The organism is Bradyrhizobium sp. USDA 3397, assembly GCF_054060965.1.
In genome coordinates this window covers 907,659-930,817 of sequence record NZ_JBSSDS010000001.1, presented here as the reverse complement: position 1 = coordinate 930,817, position 23,159 = coordinate 907,659, and the positions used below count along the sequence as shown (strand labels likewise).

Annotated in this window: 19 protein-coding genes and 1 pseudogene; 5 read left to right on the top strand and 15 right to left on the bottom strand. The window is 65.3% G+C overall.

Going from position 1 to position 23,159, the window contains the following annotated elements; translation table 11 throughout:
- The first annotated feature begins 113 nt into the window (after nucleotides 1-113).
- Complete coding sequence (gene mazG / locus ACVWYQ_RS04470) at nucleotides 114-959, top strand: nucleoside triphosphate pyrophosphohydrolase (protein WP_157284390.1); 846 nt, start codon at nucleotides 114-116, stop codon at nucleotides 957-959.
- 92 nt (nucleotides 960-1,051) lie between these two features.
- Here mazG and hflX read toward each other — a convergent pair whose 3' ends face one another.
- From hflX to ACVWYQ_RS04450, 4 genes are all read right to left on the bottom strand, one after another.
- Complete coding sequence (gene hflX / locus ACVWYQ_RS04465) at nucleotides 1,052-2,434, bottom strand: GTPase HflX (protein WP_198399778.1); 1,383 nt, start codon at nucleotides 2,432-2,434, stop codon at nucleotides 1,052-1,054.
- Between the two features lie 11 nt (nucleotides 2,435-2,445).
- Nucleotides 2,446-2,694 carry an RNA chaperone Hfq gene (gene hfq / locus ACVWYQ_RS04460; RefSeq protein WP_007591126.1) on the bottom strand — a complete coding sequence of 83 codons (249 nt, stop codon included), beginning with the start codon at nucleotides 2,692-2,694 and terminating at the stop codon, nucleotides 2,446-2,448.
- Between the two features lie 249 nt (nucleotides 2,695-2,943).
- On the bottom strand, nucleotides 2,944-4,314 hold the full coding sequence (gene ntrX / locus ACVWYQ_RS04455) for a nitrogen assimilation response regulator NtrX (RefSeq protein WP_036039494.1): 1,371 nt from the start codon (nucleotides 4,312-4,314) through the stop codon (nucleotides 2,944-2,946).
- A gap of 17 nt (nucleotides 4,315-4,331) precedes the next feature.
- The gene (locus ACVWYQ_RS04450) at nucleotides 4,332-6,740 is read right to left on the bottom strand and encodes an ATP-binding protein (RefSeq protein ID WP_456725465.1); all 2,409 of its coding nucleotides are present in this window, start codon (nucleotides 6,738-6,740) and stop codon (nucleotides 4,332-4,334) included.
- A gap of 173 nt (nucleotides 6,741-6,913) precedes the next feature.
- Here ACVWYQ_RS04450 and ACVWYQ_RS04445 point away from each other — a divergent pair, with 173 nt between their 5' ends.
- Nucleotides 6,914-7,060: a hypothetical protein gene (locus ACVWYQ_RS04445; protein ID WP_167361662.1), complete on the top strand. Its 147-nt coding sequence runs from the start codon at nucleotides 6,914-6,916 to the stop codon at nucleotides 7,058-7,060.
- Nucleotides 7,061-7,226: 166 nt separating this feature from the next.
- Here the strand turns inward: ACVWYQ_RS04445 and ntrC are convergent, their stop codons facing one another.
- From ntrC to dusB, 3 genes are read right to left on the bottom strand one after another with little or no spacing between them, the layout of a single operon-like run.
- A complete protein-coding gene (gene ntrC / locus ACVWYQ_RS04440) occupies nucleotides 7,227-8,669 on the bottom strand; it encodes a nitrogen regulation protein NR(I) (protein WP_128261688.1) in 1,443 nt (480 codons plus the stop codon).
- Between the two features lie 9 nt (nucleotides 8,670-8,678).
- Nucleotides 8,679-9,854 (bottom strand): two-component system sensor histidine kinase NtrB, encoded by a 1,176-nt coding sequence (locus tag ACVWYQ_RS04435; RefSeq protein ID WP_128261689.1) that lies wholly within the window; start codon nucleotides 9,852-9,854, stop codon nucleotides 8,679-8,681.
- Nucleotides 9,851-10,852 carry a tRNA dihydrouridine synthase DusB gene (dusB, locus tag ACVWYQ_RS04430; protein ID WP_271542190.1) on the bottom strand — a complete coding sequence of 334 codons (1,002 nt, stop codon included), beginning with the start codon at nucleotides 10,850-10,852 and terminating at the stop codon, nucleotides 9,851-9,853. Before dusB ends, ACVWYQ_RS04435 begins: the two co-directional genes overlap by 4 nt.
- 274 nt (nucleotides 10,853-11,126) lie before the next feature.
- On the opposite strand from dusB, the gene ACVWYQ_RS04425 reads away from it, so the two are divergent.
- Nucleotides 11,127-12,308, top strand: coding sequence for a bifunctional 2-C-methyl-D-erythritol 4-phosphate cytidylyltransferase/2-C-methyl-D-erythritol 2,4-cyclodiphosphate synthase (locus tag ACVWYQ_RS04425; protein WP_271542189.1), 1,182 nt, complete (start codon nucleotides 11,127-11,129; stop codon nucleotides 12,306-12,308).
- 3 nt (nucleotides 12,309-12,311) lie between these two features.
- Entirely contained in the window at nucleotides 12,312-12,920 is a 609-nt protein-coding gene (locus ACVWYQ_RS04420) for a CinA family protein (protein ID WP_271542188.1), read from the top strand.
- A 6-nt stretch (nucleotides 12,921-12,926) separates the two neighbouring features.
- Here ACVWYQ_RS04420 and ACVWYQ_RS04415 read toward each other — a convergent pair whose 3' ends face one another.
- From ACVWYQ_RS04415 to lipA, 3 genes and pseudogenes are all read right to left on the bottom strand, one after another.
- Nucleotides 12,927-13,709, bottom strand: a complete 783-nt coding sequence (locus ACVWYQ_RS04415; RefSeq protein ID WP_404541139.1) for a mechanosensitive ion channel family protein — start codon at nucleotides 13,707-13,709, stop codon at nucleotides 12,927-12,929.
- Between the two features lie 288 nt (nucleotides 13,710-13,997).
- Nucleotides 13,998-14,468, bottom strand: coding sequence for a type II toxin-antitoxin system RatA family toxin (locus ACVWYQ_RS04410; protein WP_157284379.1), 471 nt, complete (start codon nucleotides 14,466-14,468; stop codon nucleotides 13,998-14,000).
- A 6-nt stretch (nucleotides 14,469-14,474) separates the two neighbouring features.
- Nucleotides 14,475-15,432 (bottom strand): annotated as a pseudogene (gene lipA, locus ACVWYQ_RS04405) (lipoyl synthase).
- 128 nt (nucleotides 15,433-15,560) lie between these two features.
- On the opposite strand from lipA, the gene ACVWYQ_RS04400 reads away from it, so the two are divergent.
- Entirely contained in the window at nucleotides 15,561-16,163 is a 603-nt protein-coding gene (locus ACVWYQ_RS04400) for a DNA-3-methyladenine glycosylase (RefSeq protein ID WP_271542187.1), read from the top strand.
- 92 nt (nucleotides 16,164-16,255) lie between these two features.
- Here the strand turns inward: ACVWYQ_RS04400 and ACVWYQ_RS04395 are convergent, their stop codons facing one another.
- The 5 genes from ACVWYQ_RS04395 to ACVWYQ_RS04375 form a co-directional block, all read right to left on the bottom strand.
- Nucleotides 16,256-19,132: a valine--tRNA ligase gene (locus ACVWYQ_RS04395; protein ID WP_456725464.1), complete on the bottom strand. Its 2,877-nt coding sequence runs from the start codon at nucleotides 19,130-19,132 to the stop codon at nucleotides 16,256-16,258.
- Between the two features lie 151 nt (nucleotides 19,133-19,283).
- Nucleotides 19,284-20,048, bottom strand: coding sequence for a PopZ family protein (locus ACVWYQ_RS04390; protein ID WP_271542185.1), 765 nt, complete (start codon nucleotides 20,046-20,048; stop codon nucleotides 19,284-19,286).
- 303 nt (nucleotides 20,049-20,351) lie between these two features.
- Nucleotides 20,352-21,737, bottom strand: coding sequence for a TolC family outer membrane protein (locus ACVWYQ_RS04385; RefSeq protein ID WP_157284370.1), 1,386 nt, complete (start codon nucleotides 21,735-21,737; stop codon nucleotides 20,352-20,354).
- A 204-nt stretch (nucleotides 21,738-21,941) separates the two neighbouring features.
- A complete protein-coding gene (locus tag ACVWYQ_RS04380) occupies nucleotides 21,942-22,604 on the bottom strand; it encodes a protein-L-isoaspartate O-methyltransferase family protein (protein ID WP_271542184.1) in 663 nt (220 codons plus the stop codon).
- Between the two features lie 137 nt (nucleotides 22,605-22,741).
- Nucleotides 22,742-22,921 (bottom strand): hypothetical protein, encoded by a 180-nt coding sequence (locus ACVWYQ_RS04375; RefSeq protein WP_128261698.1) that lies wholly within the window; start codon nucleotides 22,919-22,921, stop codon nucleotides 22,742-22,744.
- Nucleotides 22,922-23,159: the final 238 nt, after the last annotated feature.

The window sequence follows — 23,159 nt, the reverse complement described above, 5'->3', positions numbered from 1 at the left end:
CATCGCGCGACTTGCCCGCCAATCGGTGGAAATCGGCCAGTTCCGCCGCCTTGCGCTGGGATCGGGGGCCCGCTTTTGGCATAAGGCTCTGGATCCCAGGAGACTGCCCGGCAATGACCCCTTCCCGCGACATTTCCCGCCTGATCGAGATCATGGCGGCGCTGCGCACGCCGGTGACCGGCTGCCCCTGGGACCTCGAGCAGGATTTTTCGACGATCGCGCCGTACACGATCGAGGAAGCCTATGAGGTAGTCGACGCCATCACCCGCGGCGATCTCGACGATCTCAGAGAGGAGCTTGGCGATCTCCTGCTCCAGGTGGTGTTCCACGCCCAGATGGCTTCCGAGCAGAACGCGTTCAATTTTGGTGACGTGGTCCTGGCCATCACCCGCAAGATGATCCGCCGCCATCCCCACGTCTTCGCCGACAAGGACGGCAATCTCGCCTCCTCCCATGTCAAGGAAGTCTGGGACCGCATCAAGGCCGAGGAAAAGGCCGAGCGCGCCGCGCGCCGGCCGCCGGAAGGGGCGCCGACGCACAAGTCGCTGCTCTCGGGCGTGAAGGCCGGCCAGCCCGCGCTGACGCGTGCGATGGAGCTGCAGCGCAAGGCGTCCACCGTCGGCTTCGACTGGAACGACCCGCGCGCGGTCCTGCACAAGATACGCGAGGAGGTCGACGAGATCGAGGCAGCATTGGACCGCAACGACAAGCAGGAGATTGCGGAAGAGACCGGCGACCTGATGTTCGCCCTCGTCAACCTCGCCCGCCATGTCGATGCTGATCCGGAGGCTGCGCTCCGCGCGACGAATGCAAAATTCGAGCGGCGCTTTGCCTATATCGAGCGGGCACTAGAGGCGCAGGGCCGGACGCTGGAGCAGGCGTCGCTGGCGGAGATGGACGCGCTGTGGAATGCGGCGAAGGGCGATGAGAAGCCGGTGTCACAAGCGCGAAGCTCGTAGCCCGGATGGTGCGAAGCGTAATCCGGATCGCTTTGCGCTGTGACATCCCGGATTTCGCTAACGCTCCATCCGGGCTACGAAGTGAGGCTCGGTTACGCCGGCAGATGCGGCACCGCGTCGAACCTGTTCACCACGATATCCCGCTTGGTCTCGTCCACCCGCACGGTCATGTCGAAGCGGCCGTCGTGCAGCTCCTTCGACAGCACCTCGGCATTGCGGTGCAGCCAGCTGATGCCGGCACCGTCGGCGGCGTCGATGGAGAGATCGAGCGTTGTCCGTTTCGCCGCGAGCCGCTGCTCGATCGCGGCGAGCAGAGCATCGACGCCCTCGCCCGACACGGCTGAGACCAGCATCGCCGGATGATCCTCCGGCCTGCGCGCCGCGATGTTGAGCAGCTCTTCGCGTTGCTCAGGGTCGAAACGGTCGATCTTGTTCCAGACCTCGATGATGCGGCCGGAATCGTCCGGGTTGATGCCGAGCTGGCGCAGCACCGCGTCGACGTCGCTTTGCTGCGCCTCGGCGTCCTCATGCGAGATGTCGCGGACATGCAGGATGACGTCGGCCTCCAGCACCTCCTCCAGCGTGGCGCGGAAGGCGGCGACGAGCTGCGTCGGCAGGTTGGAGATGAAGCCGACGGTGTCCGAGAGCATCGCCTTGCCGCCATGCGGCAGGTTGAGCGCCCGCAAGGTCGGATCGAGCGTTGCGAACAGCATGTCGGCCGCCTGCACGTCGGCGCGGGTCAGGCGATTGAACAGCGTCGACTTGCCGGCATTGGTGTAGCCGACCAGCGCGACAACACGATACGGCACGCGTTGACGGCCGGCGCGGTGCAGGCGCCGCGTCGCCTGCACCTTTTTAAGCTCGCTCTCGAGTTTGGAGATGCGCTCCTGGATCAGGCGGCGGTCGGCCTCGATCTGCGTCTCGCCGGGGCCGCCCATGAAGCCGAAACCGCCGCGCTGGCGTTCGAGATGGGTCCAGGAGCGCACCAGGCGCGAACGCTGGTAGTTGAGATGCGCAAGCTCGACCTGCAACGAGCCTTCCCGGGTCTTGGCGCGGCGGCCGAAGATTTCGAGAATGAGCCCGGTGCGGTCGAGCACCTTGGCGTGCCATTCCTTTTCGAGATTGCGCTGCTGGATCGGCGACAATGCGCAATCCATCACCACGAGCTCGACCTCGAGGGTCTTGATCAGCCCGGCGATCTCCTCGACCTTGCCCTTGCCGATATAGGTCGCGGGGCGGATCTGGCTGACCGGCGCGACGATGGCGTCGGCAATGACGAGATCGATCGCCCGCGCGAGGCCCGCGGCTTCATCGAGCCGGGCCTCGGTATCTCGCAGAGCATGAGTCACCGATTGCACGTCGGCGCTGCCCGCGCGCACGCGCAAGTAGGGGCCGATGACAAGCACCCGCCCCGTCTGCGTAGCCCCTGCCGACCGCGGACGGTCGGCATCCCCGTCGAAATTCCGGGGTTCCAATCAGGTCACTCTCAAGCCGGCTGGTCCTCGCCGCCTTCGAACAACTGAATCGGAGCGCCCGGCATGATGGTCGAGATCGCATGCTTGTAGACCAGCTGCGAATGACCGTCGCGCCGAAGCAGCAAACAGAAATTGTCGAACCAGGTCACGATGCCCTGGAGCTTCACTCCGTTGACCAGAAAGATCGTCAGTGGCGTCTTGGTTTTGCGAACGTGATTAAGGAAGGTGTCCTGTAGGTTTTGTGCGCGGTCTGCCGCCATTGTTTTTTTCTCGCTTTGAGTTTCTTTTTATTGCGCCGGATGCGGCCCTCTTTGTGGAGTTCGGGGCCTCCTCCGGTTGCCGTCCTTCATGAGATCCCCCTCGGAAGGAACAGCGGTTGGATTAGAGGACAGGTCGGGATATTAGGCAAGCCGCTTCAAGCGGCAGGCGTGGCCCTATTGCCCCGAAAAACTACGGAAATCGATGATTTTCTTTGCCTATTCCCGAGATGCCGCCGCAGCGTCGCAGCATTAGCCGACGCCGAGTGCTTTCAACTTCCGGTGCAAGGCCGAGCGTTCCATGCCAACGAACTCGGCCGTTCGAGAAATATTTCCTGAGAAACGGCTGATCTGTGCAATCAAATAGTCGCGCTCGAACACCTCGCGGGCTTCGCGCAGCGGCAGGCCCATGATGTGCTCGCCATTGTTGCTGGTCGGCATCGCCGGCACCATCGAGCCGACATCCTGCGGCAGCATGTCGGCCGTGATGATGACCTCCGGCCCTCCGGCCGCCAGAATCATGACTCTTTCGACGTTGTTGCGGAGCTGGCGCACATTGCCGGGCCAGACATGCGATTGCAGCACCGCCATCGCGTCCTGACCGATCTGGCGCTTGGGCAGGCCGCTGCCGGCCGAGATCTGCTCCATGAAATAGTCGATCAGTTCCGGAATGTCCTCGCGCCGCTCCGACAGTGCGGGCACGCGGATCGGCACCACCGAGAGCCGGTGGTAGAGGTCCTCGCGGAAACGGCCGGCCGCGATCTCCTCTTCGAGATTGCGTGCGGTCGATGAGATGATGCGCACGTCGACCTGCACCTTGGCGGTGCCGCCGACGCGCTGGAACGACTGCTCCACCAGCACGCGCAGGATCTTGTTCTGGGTCTCGCGCGGCATGTCCGCGATCTCGTCGATGAACAGCGTGCCGCCATGCGCCTCTTCGAGCGCGCCGGGCTTGCGCGGCTGCTCGCCGTTGGACTGCTCGACGCCGAACAGCTCATGCTCCATTCGCTCGGGCGTGATCGCGGCGGCGTTGATGACGACGAACGGACCGTCGGCGCGGCCCGAAGCGGTATGCAGCGTGCGCGCGGTCAGCTCCTTGCCGGCGCCGGCGGGGCCGACGATCAGGATACGGCTGTTGGCCTTGGCCGCCCGCTCGATGGTCTGGCGCAGCTGGTTCATGCTGGGCGAGCGGCCGACGAGCTGGCTGGCGCTCGGGGCGAGCTGCTTCAGCTCCTTGACCTCGCGCTTGAGCCGCGAGTTCTCCAGCGCTCTGGTCGCGACCAGGATGAGGCGGTCGGCCTTGAACGGCTTCTCGATGAAGTCATAGGCGCCGCGCTTGATCGCGGCGACTGCGGTCTCGATGTTGCCGTGGCCGGAGATCATCACGACGGGCAGATCGGCATTGTCCTTCTTGACCTGCTCCAGGAGCTGCAGGCCGTCGAGCTTGGAGCCTTGCAGCCAGATGTCGAGAAACACCAGATGCGGCCGACGATTGGCAATCTCGGCGAGCGCCGTGTCGCTGTCACGTGCGGTCCTGGTGACGAACCCCTCGTCTTCGAGAATGCCCGCAACGAGATCGCGAATATCGGCCTCGTCATCGACAATCAGAATTTCACTTGCCATGGATCGCGCCTGTCTTGTCAGCTGCCTGTTGAGGCTTCGATTTTGGTTGAATCATTGGTCTTTTCAGCCGGCTCTTTGGTTCCGGCGGCCGGCTCTTTTGTTGCCTGGGTCTCGATGGATTCCGTCGCCGTTTGCGTGATGTCGGGCTTGGAGGTTGTCCCGGTCGCGCCGTTGACCGCCGGCACTTGCTCCGTTCTCGCGGACTTCGCGGGTTGCCCCGACACGGCAAAGCGCATGCGCATCCAGGCGCCGCGCTGGCCGGCACGGAAGTCCGAGGCGTCCTTCAGATCGATCCGCCCGCCATGGTCTTCCAGCACGCGCCCGACGATCGCAAGCCCCAGCCCGGTGCCCTTGGCACGCGTGGTAACGTAGGGCTCGAGCAGACGCGAGCGCGCGACCTTGGGCAGGCCGATGCCGTTGTCGATGACGTCGATCAGCACGTCGTCGCCCTCGCGCGACACCACGACGTCGATACGCCCCTTGCCGAGCTCCTCGGGCGGGACCTGCTCGATCGCCTCGGTGGCGTTCTTGACGATGTTGGTGACAGCCTGCGAGATCAGGCGCCGGTCGAACTGGGCGCGCAGCGGATCCTGCTTGAACTCGGCCTCGATGTCGATTTCGGGATGGGCGACCTTCATCAGGAACACGGCCTGGCGCACCGTGTCGGCGACGTCCTCGCCTTCCATCACGGGCTTGGGCATCCGCGCAAAGCGCGAGAACTCGTCGACCATGCGCCTGATGTCGTCGACCTGGCGGACGATGGTGTCGGTGCATTGGTCGAAGATCTGCTTGTCCTTGGTCTCGGTGATGTCCTTGCCGAACTTGCGGCGGATGCGCTCGGCCGAGAGCTGGATCGGCGTCAGCGGGTTCTTGATCTCATGCGCGATGCGGCGCGCCACGTCGCCCCAGGCCGAGGTACGCTGCGCCGAGACCAGCTCGGTGATGTCGTCGAGCGTGATGATGTAGCTGTCATGCGGCTGGTTCTTCTCGGCGCTGACGCGGACCGACAGGTTGCGCTCGGTGCCGTCACGGGTGATCGTGATCTGGCCCTGCACCAGGCGCTGGGTCCCTTCCCGCGCCGTCTTCATCATCTCGTCGAGTTCGGGCAGCACGTCGGAGAGCGGATGGCCGAGCGTCTCGGCTTCGGAGTGCCCGATCAGTTTCTCTGCGGAGCGGTTGAGGATGCCGACGCTGCCGGACGCGTCGACGCCGATGATGCCCGCGCTCGCGGACGACAGCACCGCCTCGATGAAGCGGCGGCGGCTGTCGATGAGGTCGCTGGCATTGACCAGCTCGTCGCGCTGGCTGCGCAATTCCTGCGTCATCTTGTTGAAGGTCTCGCCCAGCTGGGCGAGATCGCCCTCCGACTGGTGCACGGGCACCTGGACGTGCAGGTCGCCGGTCGAAACTGTATGTGCCGCGTTCATCAGTCGCCGGATCGGCGAGACCAGCGAGTTGGCGAAGTTGAGACCGATCAGCACCGAAGCCATGAGGATGGTCAGCGCGATCACCGCGAACATCAGCGCGAAAGCGACCTGGATACCGAGCCTGCGCGATTCGATCTGGGCGTATTCGGCGACGCTGACCTCGGTCTGCTTGAGCTGATTGACGACATTCGGATCAAGCGGCCTGGCGACATAGAGGAAGGTGTCGTTGAAGGCGCGCAGGCGGATCACCGCGGCAACGAAGCTCGCATCGGGAAGGACCGCGATCTCGGGCTCGTTCTCGTTGACGTTGCTGAGAAAGTCCGGCGCGGGCGGCGAATAAGCGAGCCGCATGCCGGTGTCGGCGGATTCCAGGATGTTGGTGTTCTTGTCGATGATCATCGCGCCCGGCAGGTTGCGCGACGCGGCGCTCGCCGTCAGCATCTCGCGGAACGAGCGGCGGTCCTGGTCGTAGAGCGGCCGGGCATGGGCGATGTCGTTGGCCATGCCGAGAATGTCGCCGCGGATCAGCTGGGCATGGTCCTGCATATAGGCCCGCGCGATCGTCAGCGAGTTCTGGATCACCTCCTTGGTCGGCCCGGAGAACAACCGGTCGAGGCCGCGCTCGATGGTGACGTTGGCAACGACGGCGACCAGCACCGCCGGCAGCACCGCCACGATCGAGAACAGGCTGACGATCTGGACGTGGAGACGCGCCGCCGCCCTGCCCCGCCGCCGCGCCAGGATCAGCTGCCAGAGTTCCCGGATGATGATCCCGACCAGCAGCAGGATCGTGGCGGCATTGATCAGATAGAATGTGCGGACCACCGCGGGCGTCGGCTCGATCGTGCTCAGACCCGTCAGGACCAGGAAGGTCAGGAAGGCCGACAACAGCGCCAGCGCGACGGCAAAGGGTGCCAGCCAGCGTCGCACCGACCAACGCCGGGGCTCTTCCGCTGTGGCCGTGTCAAAGTGTGCGGCCGAGGTATCTGCGCTGGTCATTCCGGCAATGATGCTGAAAACGGGTCCGCGGACGGGCGGATACTGATGTATTCGTACCACATTGTTGCCGAATTGCGACAATTCCGCGGCGTGTTCGCCCTGGCGGACCCGCGCAATCCACAGGCACATGCCGCCTGGGCGGAACGGATTCCCGCCGTCCCGGCTTAATCCGCATGGATAGGATCTTTCTCGCGACGATGGTTTCGGCCGTTCTGCTGCTGATCGTGGCCGCCGACCTCCTGGTCAACGGCCTCGGCCTTCAGCAGCCGCCGCTGAATGTCGCGAGCGTGGTGCCAGCATCCGGCGGACTGGTCAGATAGGCGCAATGGCCGCGCTGCGGCCGACGACCAATTTGAATGTGCGGGCGGAACATTAGAGTCCCGTCAGGACTTGTGCTCACCGCGTCAGCCACAACGGCCAGCGCGATCCGGACAGGCTCAGCTCTGCCTTGGTAGGGGGAGCTGAGCCACCGGCCGCGTCGAGAGACTAGCCCCCGCTCCGATACACCTGGATGTCGAGATCCCGGATCTTCTTCCGCAGCGTGTTGCGGTTGAGGCCGAGCAGGTCCGCGGCGCGGATCTGGTTGCCACGGGTGGCGGCGAGCGCGGCCGTGAGCAGCGGCACCTCGATCTCCTTGAGGATGCGGTGATAGAGGCCGGGCGGCGGCACGCCGTTCGGGAAGCCCTGGAAGTGCGAGGACAGATACGCCTCCACGGCGCCGCCGAGATTGTCGACGCCCTGCTGGACCGCAGCCCCCGGGCTGACCGAGGGGGGCGCGAGCTCGCCGTCGATGACGGAGGACGTGATCACGTCCTGGGGATAGAGCGCGGCGAGGCGCCGGGCGAGGTTCTCGAGCTCGCGCACGTTGCCGGGCCAGCGGTGCTGCTTCAGCCGCTCCAGCGCCAGCGTGTCGAGCTTCTTCGGCGGCAAGCCGTCCTTCTCGGCCAGTGTGAAGAAGTGCCGCACGAGATCCGGCAGGTCCTCGATGCGCTCGCGCAACGGCGGCAGCCGCAGCGGAACGACGTTGAGGCGGAAGAACAGGTCTTCGCGGAACAGGCCCTGCTGAATGAGCACGCGCAGGTCCTTGTTGGAGGCCGCAACGATGCGCACGTCGGTCTTGATCGGGGTGCGGCCGCCAACCGTGGTGTATTCGCCCTGCTGCAACACACGCAGCAGGCGGGTCTGCGCCTCCATCGGCATGTCGCCGATCTCATCCAGGAACAGCGTGCCGCCTTCGGCCTGCTCGAACCGGCCGGAGGCGCGGGTGTTGGCGCCGGTGAAGGCACCGCGCTCGTGGCCGAACAATTCGGACTCGATGAGGTCGCGCGGGATCGCCGCCATGTTGACCGCGACGAAGGGGCCGTTGCGGCGCTTGCCGTAATCGTGCAGCGCGCGCGCCACCAGCTCCTTGCCGGTTCCGGACTCGCCCGTGATCATCACGGTGAGGTCGGTCTGCATCAGGCGCGCCAGCACGCGATAGATTTCCTGCATCGCCGGCGAGCGGCCGACCAGCGGGATCGCCTCCATCTCGGCGTCCTCATCCGGCGTCGAGGTCCGCTCCTTCGGCTCGGCGAGCGCGCGGCCGACGATCGCGATCAGCTCCTTGAGGTCGAACGGCTTCGGCAGATATTCGTAGGCCCCCCGCTCGGACGCACGGATCGCCGTCATGAAGGTGTTCTGCGCGCTCATGACGATGACGGGCAGGTTCGGCCGCATCTTCTTGATCCGCGGCAACAGGTCGAACGCGTTTTCGTCGGGCATCACCACGTCGGTGATGACGAGATCGCCCTCGCCCTGGCTGACCCAGCGCCATAGCGTTGCGGCATTGCCGGTCAGCCGCACTTCGTAACCGGCGCGGGACAGTGCCTGATTGAGAACGGTGCGGATGGCGGTATCGTCATCGGCTACGAGAATGCTACCTGCGGGCATTGTTGATCCTCATTTTGCCCCCTGTGACGCAGGCGACGACTTCCCGGCAGAGCCGTCGCGACTGCTTTGATCGGCGTGTTTGACCGATGTGGAATACATCGGCATCAGCACGCGGAAGGTGGTCTTGCGCGGCTGAGATTCGCATTCGATGATGCCCCCGTGATCGCCGACGATCTTGGCGACCAGCGCAAGGCCGAGACCCGAGCCGGTCTGCTTGGTGGTCACGAAGGGGTCGAACAGGTTGGGCAGAAGATCGTCGGGCACGCCGGGTCCGTTGTCCTTCACGCAGAATTCGAGCGGAAGGGATACCCGGGATTTTTGACCGGGGACTGACAGGCGCACGCCGGGGCGGAACGCGGTTGTGAGCTGGATCTCGGCGTCGGGCACGTCGATCAGCGCTTCGGCAGCGTTCTTCACGAGATTGAGGAACACCTGGATCAGCTGGTCCTGGTTCGCCAGGACCGGCGGCAGCGAGGGGTCGTAGTCCTCGATGAAACGGATGTTGCGGGCAAAGCCCGACTGCGCCAGCCGCTTCACGTGGTCGAGCACCGAATGGATGTTGACGGGACCGCGCACCACGGGGCGCTCGTCGCCGAACACCTCCATGCGGTCGACCAGCGTCACGATGCGATCGGCCTCGTCGCAGATCAGCCGCGTCAGCATGCGGTCCTCGGACGAGGCCTGCTGCTCGAGCAGCTGCGCTGCGCCGCGAATGCCCGAAAGCGGATTCTTGATTTCATGAGCGAGCATTGCTGCTAGCGCTATCACCGAGCGCGCGGCGCTGCGATGGGTGAGCTGCCGATCCATCTTGTCCGCGATGGTGCGCTCCTGCAGCATCACGACGATATGGCCGGGCCGCTCGGTGAGTGGAGCCACGTGCAGGTCGACCTGGCGGTCGCCGCCCATGCGTGGCGTGCCGAGATCGACCTTGTATTCGTTGACCGGCGCGTTCGAGGAACGCACCTGGTCGATCAGCGCCAACAGAGGGCTTCCAAACGGCACCAGCTCCTTCAGCGACTGCCGCTTCAGGAATTGCGTCGAGATCTCGAAGAAGGCTTCGGTGGCGATGTTGGCGGCGACGATCTTGCCGTCGGGCCCGATCATGAGCACGGGGTTGGGCAAGGCATCCAGGATTGCGTCGCTGTCGGACTGAAGCGGCCGACGATGTTCAGCGGCTGAACTCATGCAGCAGCGCTCCATGCGAAGTCGTCGAAGGCGTCTTGCAGTGAAACGTGAACGAGGCGCGGATCCTCCGAGACCAGGATCTTCTGCCGCCAGGATTTCAGCTTCTCGGCCGGCGCACGGCTCGCCTGCGCTGCGACGTCGAGCGCCCAACCCAGATGCTTGCGGGCGTGCCTCAGCCCGATGCGCAGGCCATAGAGCGCACAAACGCCGTCATAGAGTGTGCGGACATAATGCAGCTGCGTCTGGAGCGAGGGTACGGCTTCCTCGGCTCCGCCCTGCAGGCGGCGGCCGATCTGGCCCGGCAGCCAGGGCTGGCCCTGCGCGCCGCGGCCGATCATCACGGCGTCGGCGCCCGAGGCGTCCAATGCCGCCAGCGCCTTCTCGTAGGAGGTGATGTCGCCGTTGACGACGAGCGGAATCGAGATGGCCTCGCGCACGGCGCGGATCGCATCCCAATCGGCCTCCCCCTTGTAGAACTGGCAGCGGGTGCGGCCGTGCACGGTGACGAGCTTGACCCCGGCGGCCTCCGCGCGCCGCGCCAGCTCGGGCGCGTTGCGGCTGCGGTCGTCCCAGCCGAGGCGCATCTTCAGCGTCACCGGCACCTTCACCGCCGCGATCGTCGCTTCGATCAGGCTGACGGCATGGTCGAGGTCGCGCATCAAGGCCGAGCCGGACTGGCCGCCGGTGACGTGGCGGGCGGGACAGCCCATGTTGATGTCGATGATATCGGCGCCTTCCGCTTCGGCGATCCGGGCGCCTTCGGCCATCCAATGCGTCTCGCAGCCGGCGAGTTGGACCACATGCGGGCCGATGCCGGTGGCTTCGCAGCGCAACCGGGACATCCGGTGTCCATTGACGAGCTCATCGCTCGCGGTCATTTCGGACACGACGAGACCAGCCCCAAGCTCGGCGGCCAGCCGGCGGACGGGCGAGTCAGTCACACCCGACATCGGCGCCAGGAAGACCGGGGTGGCGACTTCAATATCGCCTATTTTCAACGGCTTAGAGCCTGATACTGCCGAGCCGGTCACAGGGGTCCCGTTGACTGGGCAGGGCCTCATCGCGCCTGCCATGATCTATCTTGCGCACAATTCTTGTGCAGTCAAGCGTCATGCCTACAGTTTAGACAGTTCTGTAGATCTTTCAAGTGCAGTGCAGCAAAATGCTGTTTCCCACAATCCGGGGAAACCCCCTTTTTTTGCGGGCCTGCCGTGCTAGAGGCATGCCGGCAAATCACCCCTGCTCTTATTGGCAACTGAGTATTTGAGTCCTATGGCGAAATCACAGCGCACCGCGGTCGTCCTCGTCGCAGCCGGGCGTGGACTGCGTGCCGGCGCCGGTGGGCCGAAGCAATATCGCGAGATCGGTGGCGTGCCCGTGATCCGCCGCGCCATGGAAGCCTTCAGCCGTCACGCTGAGGTGTTCGCGGTGCAGCCGGTGGTGAACCCCGACGACAGCGCCATGTTCACCGCAGCGGTCGCAGGGCTCAGGCACGAGCCACCGACCAATGGCGGCGCGACGCGGCAGGCTTCGGTGCTCGCCGGCCTCGAAGCGCTGGCCAAGCACAATCCGGACATCGTGCTGATCCACGACGCCGCGCGCCCCTTCGTCTCGGAAGGCGTGATCTCGCGCGCGATCGAGGCGGCGAGCCGCGCCGGCGCTGCGATCCCCACCGTCGCCGTCACCGACACCATCAAGGTCACCGGCGAAAGCGGCAACGTCGAGGCCACGCCGGACCGCGCTTCCTTGCGGATCGCACAGACGCCGCAATCCTTTCGTTTCGACGTCATCCTCGAGGCGCATCGTCGCGCGGCAAGGGATGGACGCTCGGATTTCACCGACGATGCCGCGATTGCCGAATGGGCGGGATTGACGGTTGCAACCTTTGAAGGCGATGTTGCCAACATGAAGCTCACAACTCCCGAGGATTTCGTGCGCGAGGAAGCGCGCCTGGCCGCCCAGCTCGGCGACATCAGGACCGGCACCGGCTACGACGTGCACGCCTTCGGCGAAGGCGACCATGTCATGATCTGCGGCGTGCGCGTGCCGCACACCAAAGGTTTCCTGGCTCATTCCGACGGCGATGTCGGCCTGCATGCGCTGGTCGACGCCATTCTCGGCGCTCTCGCCGACGGCGACATCGGCTCGCACTTCCCGCCGAGCGATGCGAAGTGGAAGGGCGCCTCCTCCGACCAGTTCCTGAAATATGCCATCGAGCGCGTCGCAGCGCGCGGCGGCCGCGTCGCCAACCTCGAGGTGACGCTGATCTGCGAGCGGCCGAAGATCGGCCCGTTGCGCGACACCATGCGCGCGCGCATCGCCGAGATCTCCGGCGTCGACATCTCGCGCATCGCAGTGAAGGCGACCACCAGCGAGCGGCTCGGCTTCACCGGCCGCGAGGAAGGCATCGCGGCGACCGCGAGCGCCACCATCCGCCTTCCCTGGGGCGTCTAGGCCATGGGCGGCAGCGACGCACGCGCCCTCTCCCGCTCGCTGCTCGATCTGTGCCGGATGCGCAAGCTGACGATCGCGACCGCTGAATCCTGCACCGGCGGCCTGGTTGCGGGCGCACTGACCGACATTCCCGGCTCGTCCGACGTCATTGACCGCGGCTTCGTCACCTATTCCAACGAGGCCAAGCGCGCGATGCTTGGCGTCGAGGCGAGCACGCTGGCCAATTTCGGTGCCGTGAGCAAGGAGACCGCCACCGCAATGGCAATCGGTGCGCTTGAGCGCGCCGATGTCGATCTCGCCGTCGCCATTACCGGCATCGCCGGCCCGGGCGGCGCCACGCCCGGCAAGCCGGTCGGTCTCGTGCACTTCGCCGCCGCCGCGCGCGACGGCCGCATCATCCACCGCGAGCACCGCTTCGGCGCCATCGGCCGCAGCGCGGTGCGCGCCCGTTCTGTTGTCGAGGCTTTGCGCATGCTGATGGATCTGGCCCGCGGCCCGCAAGTCGCGGCCAAGCCGCAGCGTGCCGCCGCAAGCCGCCTGCGCCCGCGTGTGACCCGCTCGCCGCGCCGGCATGTGGTGAAACGCAGGCCGCCGCGTCCGCCGCGGGGATAAATCGTCTCAGGCGGCCGTGGCAAGCAGCGCGCTCGCATGATCGAGCACGCACTGCTTGACCGCGCCAGCTTCAGACGGTTTCGCCTTGGCGCTAACCGTCAATTCCAGGATCGGCGCGGCGGGATTGGCGACATCGAGGACCTTGCTGACGGAGACGGCGGGTTGCGCCTGATCGTCGATGCGGGAATCCTTGCGAAGCTCCTTCAGGATGCGATCGGCCAGCGCCGGAGCGGCGCCGGCGGGTACCGGAAACGTCACCTTGATCTCGCCCGTGCCAGGATAGGCGCTGTGGTTGATGATGGCCGCGCCCCAGACCTGTCCATTCGGCAACAGGATCTGCGTGTTGTCGGGCGCGACCAGCTCGGTCATGAATAGCGACAGCGACCTCACCTTGCCCGCCTTGCCGGCGACCTCGACATCGTCGCCGATGTGAAATGGCCGGAACAAGAGCAGCATCACGCCGGCGGCGAGATTGGACAGCGTGCCCTGCAAGGCAAGACCAATGGCGAGCGAGGTCGCACCCAGCACGGCAACGAGACTCGCCGTCTGGATGCCGAACAGCTGCAGCACGGCGATGCCGACGACCGCGAGCACGCCATAACGCGCAAGGCTGCCCACGAACAGCGTCACCAGCGGGTCGACGCGATGCGTGACGCTGAGGACGCGCGTGACGAAGCGTTGCATCGCGCCGGACAGATACCAGCCGACCGCGAGCAGCAGGACCGCGTAGATCGCGTTCAGGCCATACAGGACAAGCGAAGCTTGCAGCGCGTCGAAATTGATGGTCATGGCGGCTCCAACCCGGACAGTCGGTTGAGAACGCGCCGCGATGCGAAATGATCCCCGCGACGGCGGAGGCGGAACGCAGTCGCCTAGCCCGGGTGAGCGAAGCGACACCCCAGGATCACCGTCAGTGGATTGAGAAAGATCTCGTGCCCCGGACGCAGCGCAGCGCTCCTTCAGCGGTGCGCTGCAGAGCCGGGGCCCATCTATCGAGTGAGGAGTCTGTCGCTGTGGGTCCCGGCTCTGCGCAGCAACGCTAAGGGCGTTGCAGCGCGTCCGGGACATGAGAGTTACCTACGTCGAGGCCAGCTTCGGCCGCCCGTAGATCGCGTCCGCCCGTTTCTCGAACGCGGCGGAGAACCGCGCGAAGGCGGCGTCGAACATCGAGCCCATCAGCATCGCCAGCATGCGGCTCTTGAATTCGTAAGACAGGAAGAAACCGACGTCGCAGACGCCCTCGCCTTTAGGCTCGAACGTCCAGCGGTTTTCCAGATTGCTGAACGGACCTTGCAGATATTCGACCAGGATCTTCAGATTGGCGCGGTCGAGCGTCACCCGGCTGGTGAAGGTTTCCTTGATCAGCTTGAACGACACCGTCATGTCGGCAACCAGCACCTCGGTGCCGTCGGGCTTGGCCATCCGCTGCCGCACCTTCAGCGCGCTGCACAGCGGCACGAATTCCGGGTAGCGCTCGACGTCGGCGACCAGATCGAACATCTCGGATGCGCTGTGATTGACACGGCGCTTGCTCGAAAAACGGGGCATATCGGTTCAACGGGCAATCGCGGCCCGCGCGGCCTGCAGTCTCGCAAAGTCCTCGCCGGCATGATGCGAGGAACGGGTGAGCGGGCTCGCCGACACCATCAGAAAGCCCTTGGTGTAGGCGACCTTCTCGTAGGAACCGAACTCGTCCGGCGGCACGTAGCGCATCACCGCGTGATGCTTGCGGGTCGGCTGCAGGTATTGCCCGATGGTCAGGAAGTCGACGTCGGCCGAGCGCAGATCGTCCATCACCTGGAGCACCTCGTGGCGCTCCTCGCCGAGGCCGACCATGATGCCGGACTTGGTGAAGATGGTGGGGTCGAGCTCCTTGACCCGCTGCAGCAGCCGGATCGAATGGAAGTAGCGCGCGCCGGGCCGCACCGTGAGATAGCGCGACGGCACCGTCTCGAGATTGTGGTTGAACACGTCGGGCTTGGCCGCGACGACGATTTCCAGCGCCCCCTCCTTGCGCAGGAAGTCGGGCGTCAGGATCTCGATCGTGGTCGAGGGGCACGCGGCCCTGATGGCGCGGATGGTCTCTGCGAAATGCTCGGCGCCGCCGTCAGTGAGGTCGTCGCGATCGACCGAGGTGATGACGACGTGGGCGAGGCCCAGCTTCGCCACGGCCTCGGCGACGTTCTGCGGCTCGGCCGCATCCAGTGCATTCGGCAGGCCGGTCTTGACGTTGCAGAAGGCGCAGGCCCGGGTGCAGGTGTCACCCATGATCATGAAGGTCGCGTGCTTCTTGTCCCAGCACTCGCCGATGTTCGGGCAGCCCGCCTCCTCGCACACCGTGTGCAGGCCGTTGGCGCGCACGATGTTGCGGGTGTCGGCATAGCCGCGGGGTGTTCGGCGCGCGCACGCGGATCCAGTCCGGCTTCGGCGGCGAAGCGGAATCGGGCCGGTTCACCTTTTCGGGGTGGCGCGGGCGCAGCGGGTTCGAGATGGTATCGACAATAACGACCATGGGGTGTCCGGTCTGTTCAGGTCCTACCTAGTCGGTCTGGCCTGGCATCGCAACCCGGCTCGCCCCGCTTCAGGGAACATGGCAGATATGGGCAATATCCTGCTCTGTTCTCAGACGATTCTCCTCGAATGGCTCCAATCTCGAAACCTTCCACACCACGGCTCGGCAAGCAGCTGAAGCGGACCTTTTTCGGCCGCAGCGTCCATGAGGTCGCGCCCGACCTGATCGGCGCCACCATGCTCGTCGACGGCGTCGGCGGGATCATCGTCGAGGTCGAGGCCTATCACCATACCGACCCGGCGGCGCACTCCTACAATGGCCAGACGCCGCGGAACCAGGTCATGTTTGGCCCGCCTGGCTTTGCCTATGTCTACCGCTCCTACGGCATCCACTGGTGCGTGAACTTCGTCTGCGAGGAGGAAGGCTCGGCCAGCGCCGTGCTGATCCGTGCTCTGGAGCCGACGCATGGCCTGGCTGCGATGCGCCGACGCCGGCATCTGCAGGACGTGCATGCGCTGTGCTCGGGCCCGGGCAAGCTGACCGAGGCGCTCGGCATCACCATCGCGCACAACGCCCTGCCGCTGGATCGGCCTCCCATCGCGCTGCATGCGCGAACCGAGGATGTCGAGGTCGCAACCGGCATCCGCATCGGCATCACCAAGGCGGTCGAGCTGCCTTGGCGCTACGGCGTCAGGGGCTCGAAGTTTTTGAGCAAGCCGTTTCCGAAATAGGCCTAAAGCGCGATGAATCATCATCGCGCTTTAGGTTATTGTTTGAGCATGATCTTTCCGGAAAACTGCTGCACACTTTTCCGGATCATGCCCTAAGACGCCTGCTTCAGCCGCTCCATCGCTTCGAGCAGCTTGGCCTTGCGGGCCAGCGCCGCCTCGCGCTTTTCGCGCTCCTCCTCGACGACTTCCTCGGCCGCGTTGGCGACGAACTTCTCGTTCGCCAGCTTCGACTCGGCGCGCTTGATGTCGGCCTCGGCCTTGCCGATCTCCTTGTCGAGACGCGTGCGCTCGGCGGCGACGTCGATCACGCCCTTGAGCGGCAGCGCGGCGACCTCGCCGCGCACAAGCAACTGGACAGCGCCGTCAGGCGCTCGGTCGGCGAAGGAGATGTCCGACAGCCGCGCCATACGCTTGATGACATCGGCCCAGCGCGGCGCGCGCTCCTTGGTTTCGGCCGAAGCGCCTGCGAGCACCAGCGCCGTCAGCGTTGCCGGCGCGATGTTCATCTCGGCGCGCACCGAGCGGATCTGCGTGACGAGGTCGATGACCCAGCCGATCTCGGCCTCGGCAGCCGGATCGGTGAAGTCGGCATGATCGAAGATCGGCAGCACCCAGGCCGGCGAGACCAGCGCATCGGTCGGTCCCGTGGTCGCCGCAAGCATCGCGAGCTGCTCCGGCGTCGGCTCGACCGGCTTCAGCGGCCACGGCGCCAATGCGAGCAGGCCGTCGCGTTTTGCCGTCACCTCCCACAGCTCTTCGGTGATGAAGGGCATGAAGGGGTGCAACAGCTTCAGGATCTCGTCGCGCGCCCAGGCGACCATGGCACGGGTCTCGTCCTTGGCAGGGCTGTCCGGACCGAGCAGCACGGGCTTGGCGAGCTCGACATACCAGTCGCAATAGACGTTCCAGACGAAGCGATAGATGCTGCCGGCGGCATCGTTGAACCGATAGGCCTCGATCGCCTCGGTCACCTCGCGCGTGGTGTGCGCGGTCTCATGCGCAATCCAGCGGTTCAGCGTCTCCTTTGCCTTCGCAGGCTCGAAACCATCAGGCACGGCGCAGTGGTTCATCTCCGCGAACCGGCATGCGTTCCAGAGCTTGGTCGCGAAATTGCGGTAGCCTTCGACACGGCTGGTGGCGAGCTTGATGTCGCGGCCCTGCGCTGCCATCGCCGCCAGGGTGAAGCGCAGCGCGTCCGCACCGTATTCGTCGATCAGGTGGAGGGGATCGATGACGTTGCCCTTCGACTTCGACATCTTGGCGCCCTTCTCGTCGCGGACGAGGGCGTGGATGTAGATGGTCGAGAACGGCACCTCCTTCATGAAGTGCAGGCCCATCATCATCATGCGGGCGACCCAGAAGAAGATGATGTCGAAGCCGGTCACCAGCGCATTGGTCGGGTAGTAGCGCTGCACCTCGGGCGTCTCGTCGGGCCAGCCGAGCGTCGAGAACGGCCACAGCGCCGAGGAGAACCAGGTGTCGAGCACGTCCTCGTCGCGCGTGATGAATCCTTCGCGCTTGTTGCGGTCGAGCGCCATCTCGCGGCCCTGCTCGGGCGTGATGACCTCCTGCTCGACGTAATAGCCGAGCGCGTGGCTGATGGCCTCCTCCTCGGTCTCGGCGACGAACACCTTGCCGTCAGGGCCGTACCAGGCCGGGATCTGATGGCCCCACCAGAGCTGACGTGAGATGCACCAGGGCTGGATGTTCTCCATCCACTCGTAATAGGTCTTTTCCCAGTTCTTCGGAACGAACGTCGTTTCGCCCGAACGCACCGCCGCGATCGCAGGTCTCGCCAGCGTCTTGGCGTCGACGTACCACTGATCGGTCAGGTAGGGCTCGATCACGCTGCCAGAGCGATCGCCGTGCGGCACCATGTGGGTGTGCGGCTCGATCCGCTCGACGAAGCCGAACGATTCCAGCCGCTCGACGATGCGCTTGCGCGCAGCGAAGCGGTCGACCTTGTGGAATTCCTCGGCGGATTGCGCAGCGCCTTCGGGCAGGTCGCGCAGATAATCCTCGTTGTCGAGGAGATCGAGACAGCCTTCCCTGTCGAGCACGCTGATCCGGCGCAGCCCGTGGCGATTGCCGACCTCGAAATCGTTGAAGTCGTGCGCCGGCGTCACCTTCACAGCGCCCGATCCCTTCTCGGGATCGGAATACTCGTCGGCGACGATTTTGATCTTGCGGCCGACCAGCGGCAGGACGACATTCTTGCCGATCAGCTTCTGGTAACGATCGTCCTCCGGATGGACGGCCACGCCGGTATCGCCGAGCATGGTCTCGGGGCGCGTGGTGGCGACCACGATGAAGCTCGAGGGATCCTCGGGGCTGAACGTCTTGCCCTCGATCGGATAGCGCAGATACCAGAGGTGGCCCTTCACTTCCGTCTGCTGCACTTCGAGATCGGAGATCGCGGTCAGCAGCTTGGTGTCCCAGTTCACCAGCCGCTTGTCCTTGTAGATCAGTCCCTCGCGGTGCAGCTCGACGAACACCTTGACGACGGCCTTCGACAGGCCCTCGTCCATGGTGAAGCGCTCACGCGACCAGTCGCAGGACGCACCGAGGCGCTTGAGCTGGTTGATGATGGTGTCGCCGCTCTCGGCCTTCCACTGCCAGACCCGCTCCAGAAACTTCTCGCGGCCCATCTCGCGGCGACCGGGCTGCTGGCGCTCCATCAGCTGCCGCTCGACCACCATCTGGGTGGCGATGCCGGCATGATCGGTGCCGGGCTGCCACAGCACGTCGCGGCCGCGCATGCGCTCGAACCGGCAAAGGATGTCCTGCAGCGTGTTGTTGAGGGCGTGGCCCATGTGCAGCGAGCCCGTCACGTTCGGCGGCGGGATCACGATGGTGAAGGGCACGGCATCACGGCGGTCGGGCCGGCCAGCCTTGAACGCAAGGCTGTCCTCCCACACCACGGACATGCGGGTTTCGATATCGGCGGGTTGGTAATTTTTCTCGATCATGGGGCTGCTAGAAAGCCGCGCGAGGGGGCCAAGTCAACGAAAAGTCAACGAAAAGCTCAGGGAAAGCGCGGCGGCGACAGCGCTTTCCGACCCGGTCCGGGCTCGAATATGACACCCGAAGCCAGGCTTTATGAGGGCCTTTCGGCCGTCCTCAGCGGCCGCCGCGCGAGACCCGCTCGATTTCGGCCTTCACGATGCGTTCAACGAGGCCGGGCAGATTGTCGTCGAGCCAGGACTTCAGCATCGGCCGCAGCATCTCCTTGACCAAGTCCTCCAGCGTCCGGGCGTTGCTGCTGAGCACAGTATGGGCCAGGGAGTTGAAGGCGGATTCGACCGCGGAGACCGTCGATTGCGCGAGGATCGGCTGCTGCGGGGGCAGCGGCGGCGCGTCGAAATCCACCGGCGCGTAGGACGGCGGCGGGGCGGGCCGCGGCGGCTCAGCGAATTCGAGATCGTCGCGGGGTTCGACCTTGCGGAAGCTCGGCGGCGGCGGAGGCGGCGTCGGGTCCATCGCCATGTCGTCGGTCAGTTCGAGCACGTCGGGCTCGGGCTCGGGCTCTGGCTCGGGCGCGCGGACTTCAGGCGTAGGTGTGGCCGCATCAAGACCCGCAAGCAACGCGTCGATATCGTCCTGGCTGTTGGATGCGTCCGCCGCGGGCGCCGGCGCAGGTGCCGGCGCCGGCTTTGCAGCCGGCGGCGGTGCCGGCTTCTCGGCGGCGGGTTTGGGCGGAGCGACCTTGGATGGCGGAATGTCGTTCATCGCCTGCGGCTTCGGCGGCGCAGCGGGCGCAGCAGCCTTCTCGGGCTTGGCGGCCTCGGCCGGCGGAGGCTTTGCCTCGTCGTCGGCAATGATGCGCCGGATCGAGGCCAGAATCTCCTCCATCGAGGGTTCTGTGACCTTTGCAGGCTGCGTCATCTCCGACTCCACATCATCAACGCCCTCGCATGCGTTGTTTTACACCAAGCACGGCAGGATTGGCCGGTTCCGCAACGATGGGTCCGCCATTTTCGTCGCCGCAGCCCGACTTGTCCCCAGATCACGGCTCGACGCGCAGCGGTGCGCCCCTGCCCCGGCGCCGAAGCGTTACGCACGTGACATCAATGCGGGGCGAATCGACCCGCATCATCTTGGCAAGGCTATGTCAGGGATTTTGATGATTGCAAGCAAAGCACCGGTCGACCTCGGCTATTGCCGAGATCGACCGGATGATTACGGGAATCAGCGGCCGTCAGGCGTGCGCACACCCGCCCAGCTGTCCCGCACCTGATGATAGTGAACGCTGGGGTCGTAGGTCGTAGTCGCAAGGCCGAGGACTTGCGGCGACAGACGCCCGACCGCCGCGAGGACGTTATAAGATGCAACTACACGATCGTGCTGCGCGGTCACCAGCGCGACGCGCGCGTTCACCAGCGCCTGCTGCGCATTGAGCACGTCCAGCGTGGTGCGCTGGCCGGCCTTGGCCTCCTCGCGTACGCCGTTGAGGGCGATCTCGGATGCCGTCACCTGCGCCTGAGCCGACTGCACCTGCGCCTTGGTGGCCTGCAGCGAGCCCCACCATTGCACAACGGTCGCACGGGTCTGGTCGCGAGTCGTTTCGAGGTTGAGGCGCTGCTGCGCCAGGTTCTCCTTGGACTGGCGGATCAGCGCGTATTCGCCACCGCCCTGATAGATCGGCACCGAGATCTGTGCGATCGCGGACGCGTTGAAGGCCCTGTACTGTATCAGCGACTGCTCGTATGCCTGCGTGGCTGTGGCCTGCAACGTGACTGACGGGAGCAGAGCGCCCTCGGCGACCTTCACTTGCAGAAAGTTGACGTCGATGCCGAACATCGCGGCCGTCACGTTGGGGTGCTGGACTAGGCCTAGCTCGATGGCCGAAGCGAGTGTCGAAGGCAGGAACCGATCGACAGGTGAGCCAGGCGCAAGATTCGTCGGCTCGTTGCCGATGATGCGACGGAAGTTTGCGCGGGTCGTCGTCAGATTCGCTTCAGCGGTGAGCGCCTGGGTCCTTCCGGCCGCCAGTTGCGCTTCCGATTGAGCGACGTCGGTGCGGGTCACTTCGCCGACATTGAAACGGTCACGGGTCTGCTTGAGCGTCTGCTCGAGCACGCGCACGTTGCTGCGTTGGACTTCAAGCGTCGCCGCGTCGCGGAGATAATCCATGTAGGTCGTGGCCGCCTGAAGCAGCACGCTTTGATCGAGGCTGCGCAGCGCTTCCCGAGCACCGGACACCTGACTCTCCGCGGCGCGAGTCCGGTTGGCGGTCTGGTTGCCGTTGTACAGCGTCTGGGAAGCAGTCAATCCCACGCTTCGAGGAATGCCCGTGCCGTTAACGGGCTCGCTAGTAGAGGCACTCTTGAAGTCCGAGTACTGATAACCGCCGCTTGCGGTCAGCGAGACCCGCGGACGATAGCCAGACAAGGCCTGCGGCACGTTCTCGTCGGTCGAGCGCACCTGGGCACGCTGCGCGTTGAGCTGCGGATTGTTCTGATAGGCGCGCACCAGCGCGCCCTCGATCGTATCCGCCAAGGCAGGCGTCGTCCCGGCAAGCGCCAGCAGCAGGACCGAAACCGCAGCTCCGGTGAAGAGCTTCACCCCATGCATCCGTGAAATTCCGTTCGTTCTAGCGCCCGGCTCGTGCCCGCGAGCCGGGGTACCGTACCAATGGAGTCGTTGCCCCGCCGCAACATAGGACGCGGTCAAGCGCGACGGAACTACCCGAGGGTGGTTCTCAGTGGAAACTCTTCACGTGCAGCATCCCGGCCACACTTCTGATTCAGAACGGGATTTGGGGCGGCTTTGGGGCCGTCAGAAGACAAAGGCAGCCGCCCGTTCCAGGCCGGGAAGCACCGGGGCGGCGGCGTCGAACAGGGTCCGATGACCGAATTCGCCGTGGGTACGGGTCACGATCATCGCGCGCGGCGGCCTCGATTCGGCCGACACCCCCACCAGGCGCCCACCCTCCTTCAGCTGCCCGAGCAGAGCTTCCGGCATCACCTCGGCCGCGCCGTTGAGGAGAATCACATCATAGGGGGCGGTAGCAGGATCCCCCTCGGTGCAGGCCGCCGCCTTGCAGGCGACATTGGCGAGACCCTGGGCGGTGAAAGCGTCGCTGGCCTTGGCGGCCAACGCCGAATCGCACTCGGTCGCCGTGACCTGCCGCGCGAGCTTGGCAGCCAGTGCGGCGAGATAGCCGGTGGCGCAGCCGACGACCAGCACGTTGTCATCCGCGCCGATCTCGGCGGCCTGGAGCAACTTGCCCGTCAGCGCCGGCTTGATCAGGAACCGCTTGGCGGCGCCTTCGCTGACGTCGAGGTCGAGATCGAGGTAAGCTAGCCCCTGCCGGCCGGCCGGCACGAAGGCCTCGCGGGGCACCGTGAGCATGGCATCGAGAACACGACGGTCGGTGACGTCATTGGTGCGCACCTGGCCATCGACCATTTTTTGGCGCGCGGTCGAAAAACCGGACATTTGCGGACCCTGCAATGCGGACGATGCCGCGGAGAAAAATCGCGGCATCTTTTGGAGCATGCTCGGTCAAAACGCAACATAGCGGTTGGCGATGCGCGCTTCGCGCTCCGCACCCCTGATGGAGGGCCGGGCCGGCCCTATTCGATGGCGACTGCCAGGCGGCCAATGAGGCCGGCGACCTCGTCCAGCCGCGCCGAATCCGGCGCCTCGACTGCGCGCGCGAGACAAGCGAGGCATTCATCGTCGCTGAGCTCGGGGATGCCGGCCGGCAGAATCGAGGGGGCCATATCCGAACGGTCGACCTTGATGTCTGGCATGGGGAATCAGCTCCGCAAATGTCTGGCGGATGCACGCTCGACGTGAATTGAGTCGATTTGGCGCCGTCCCAATGGCGGGACGACGCCGACACACTCATCTCTCTGTGAGCGATTCCGCGCCGGACTACCGATGCAATGTTCAAAAATCAGGGAAAGCAGATAGCGCGCCGCATGAGGATGCGAGCACAAACCATTGAGTTTTGGGCACGATTTTGCCCCCCTGGGCTGGGTCGCGTTT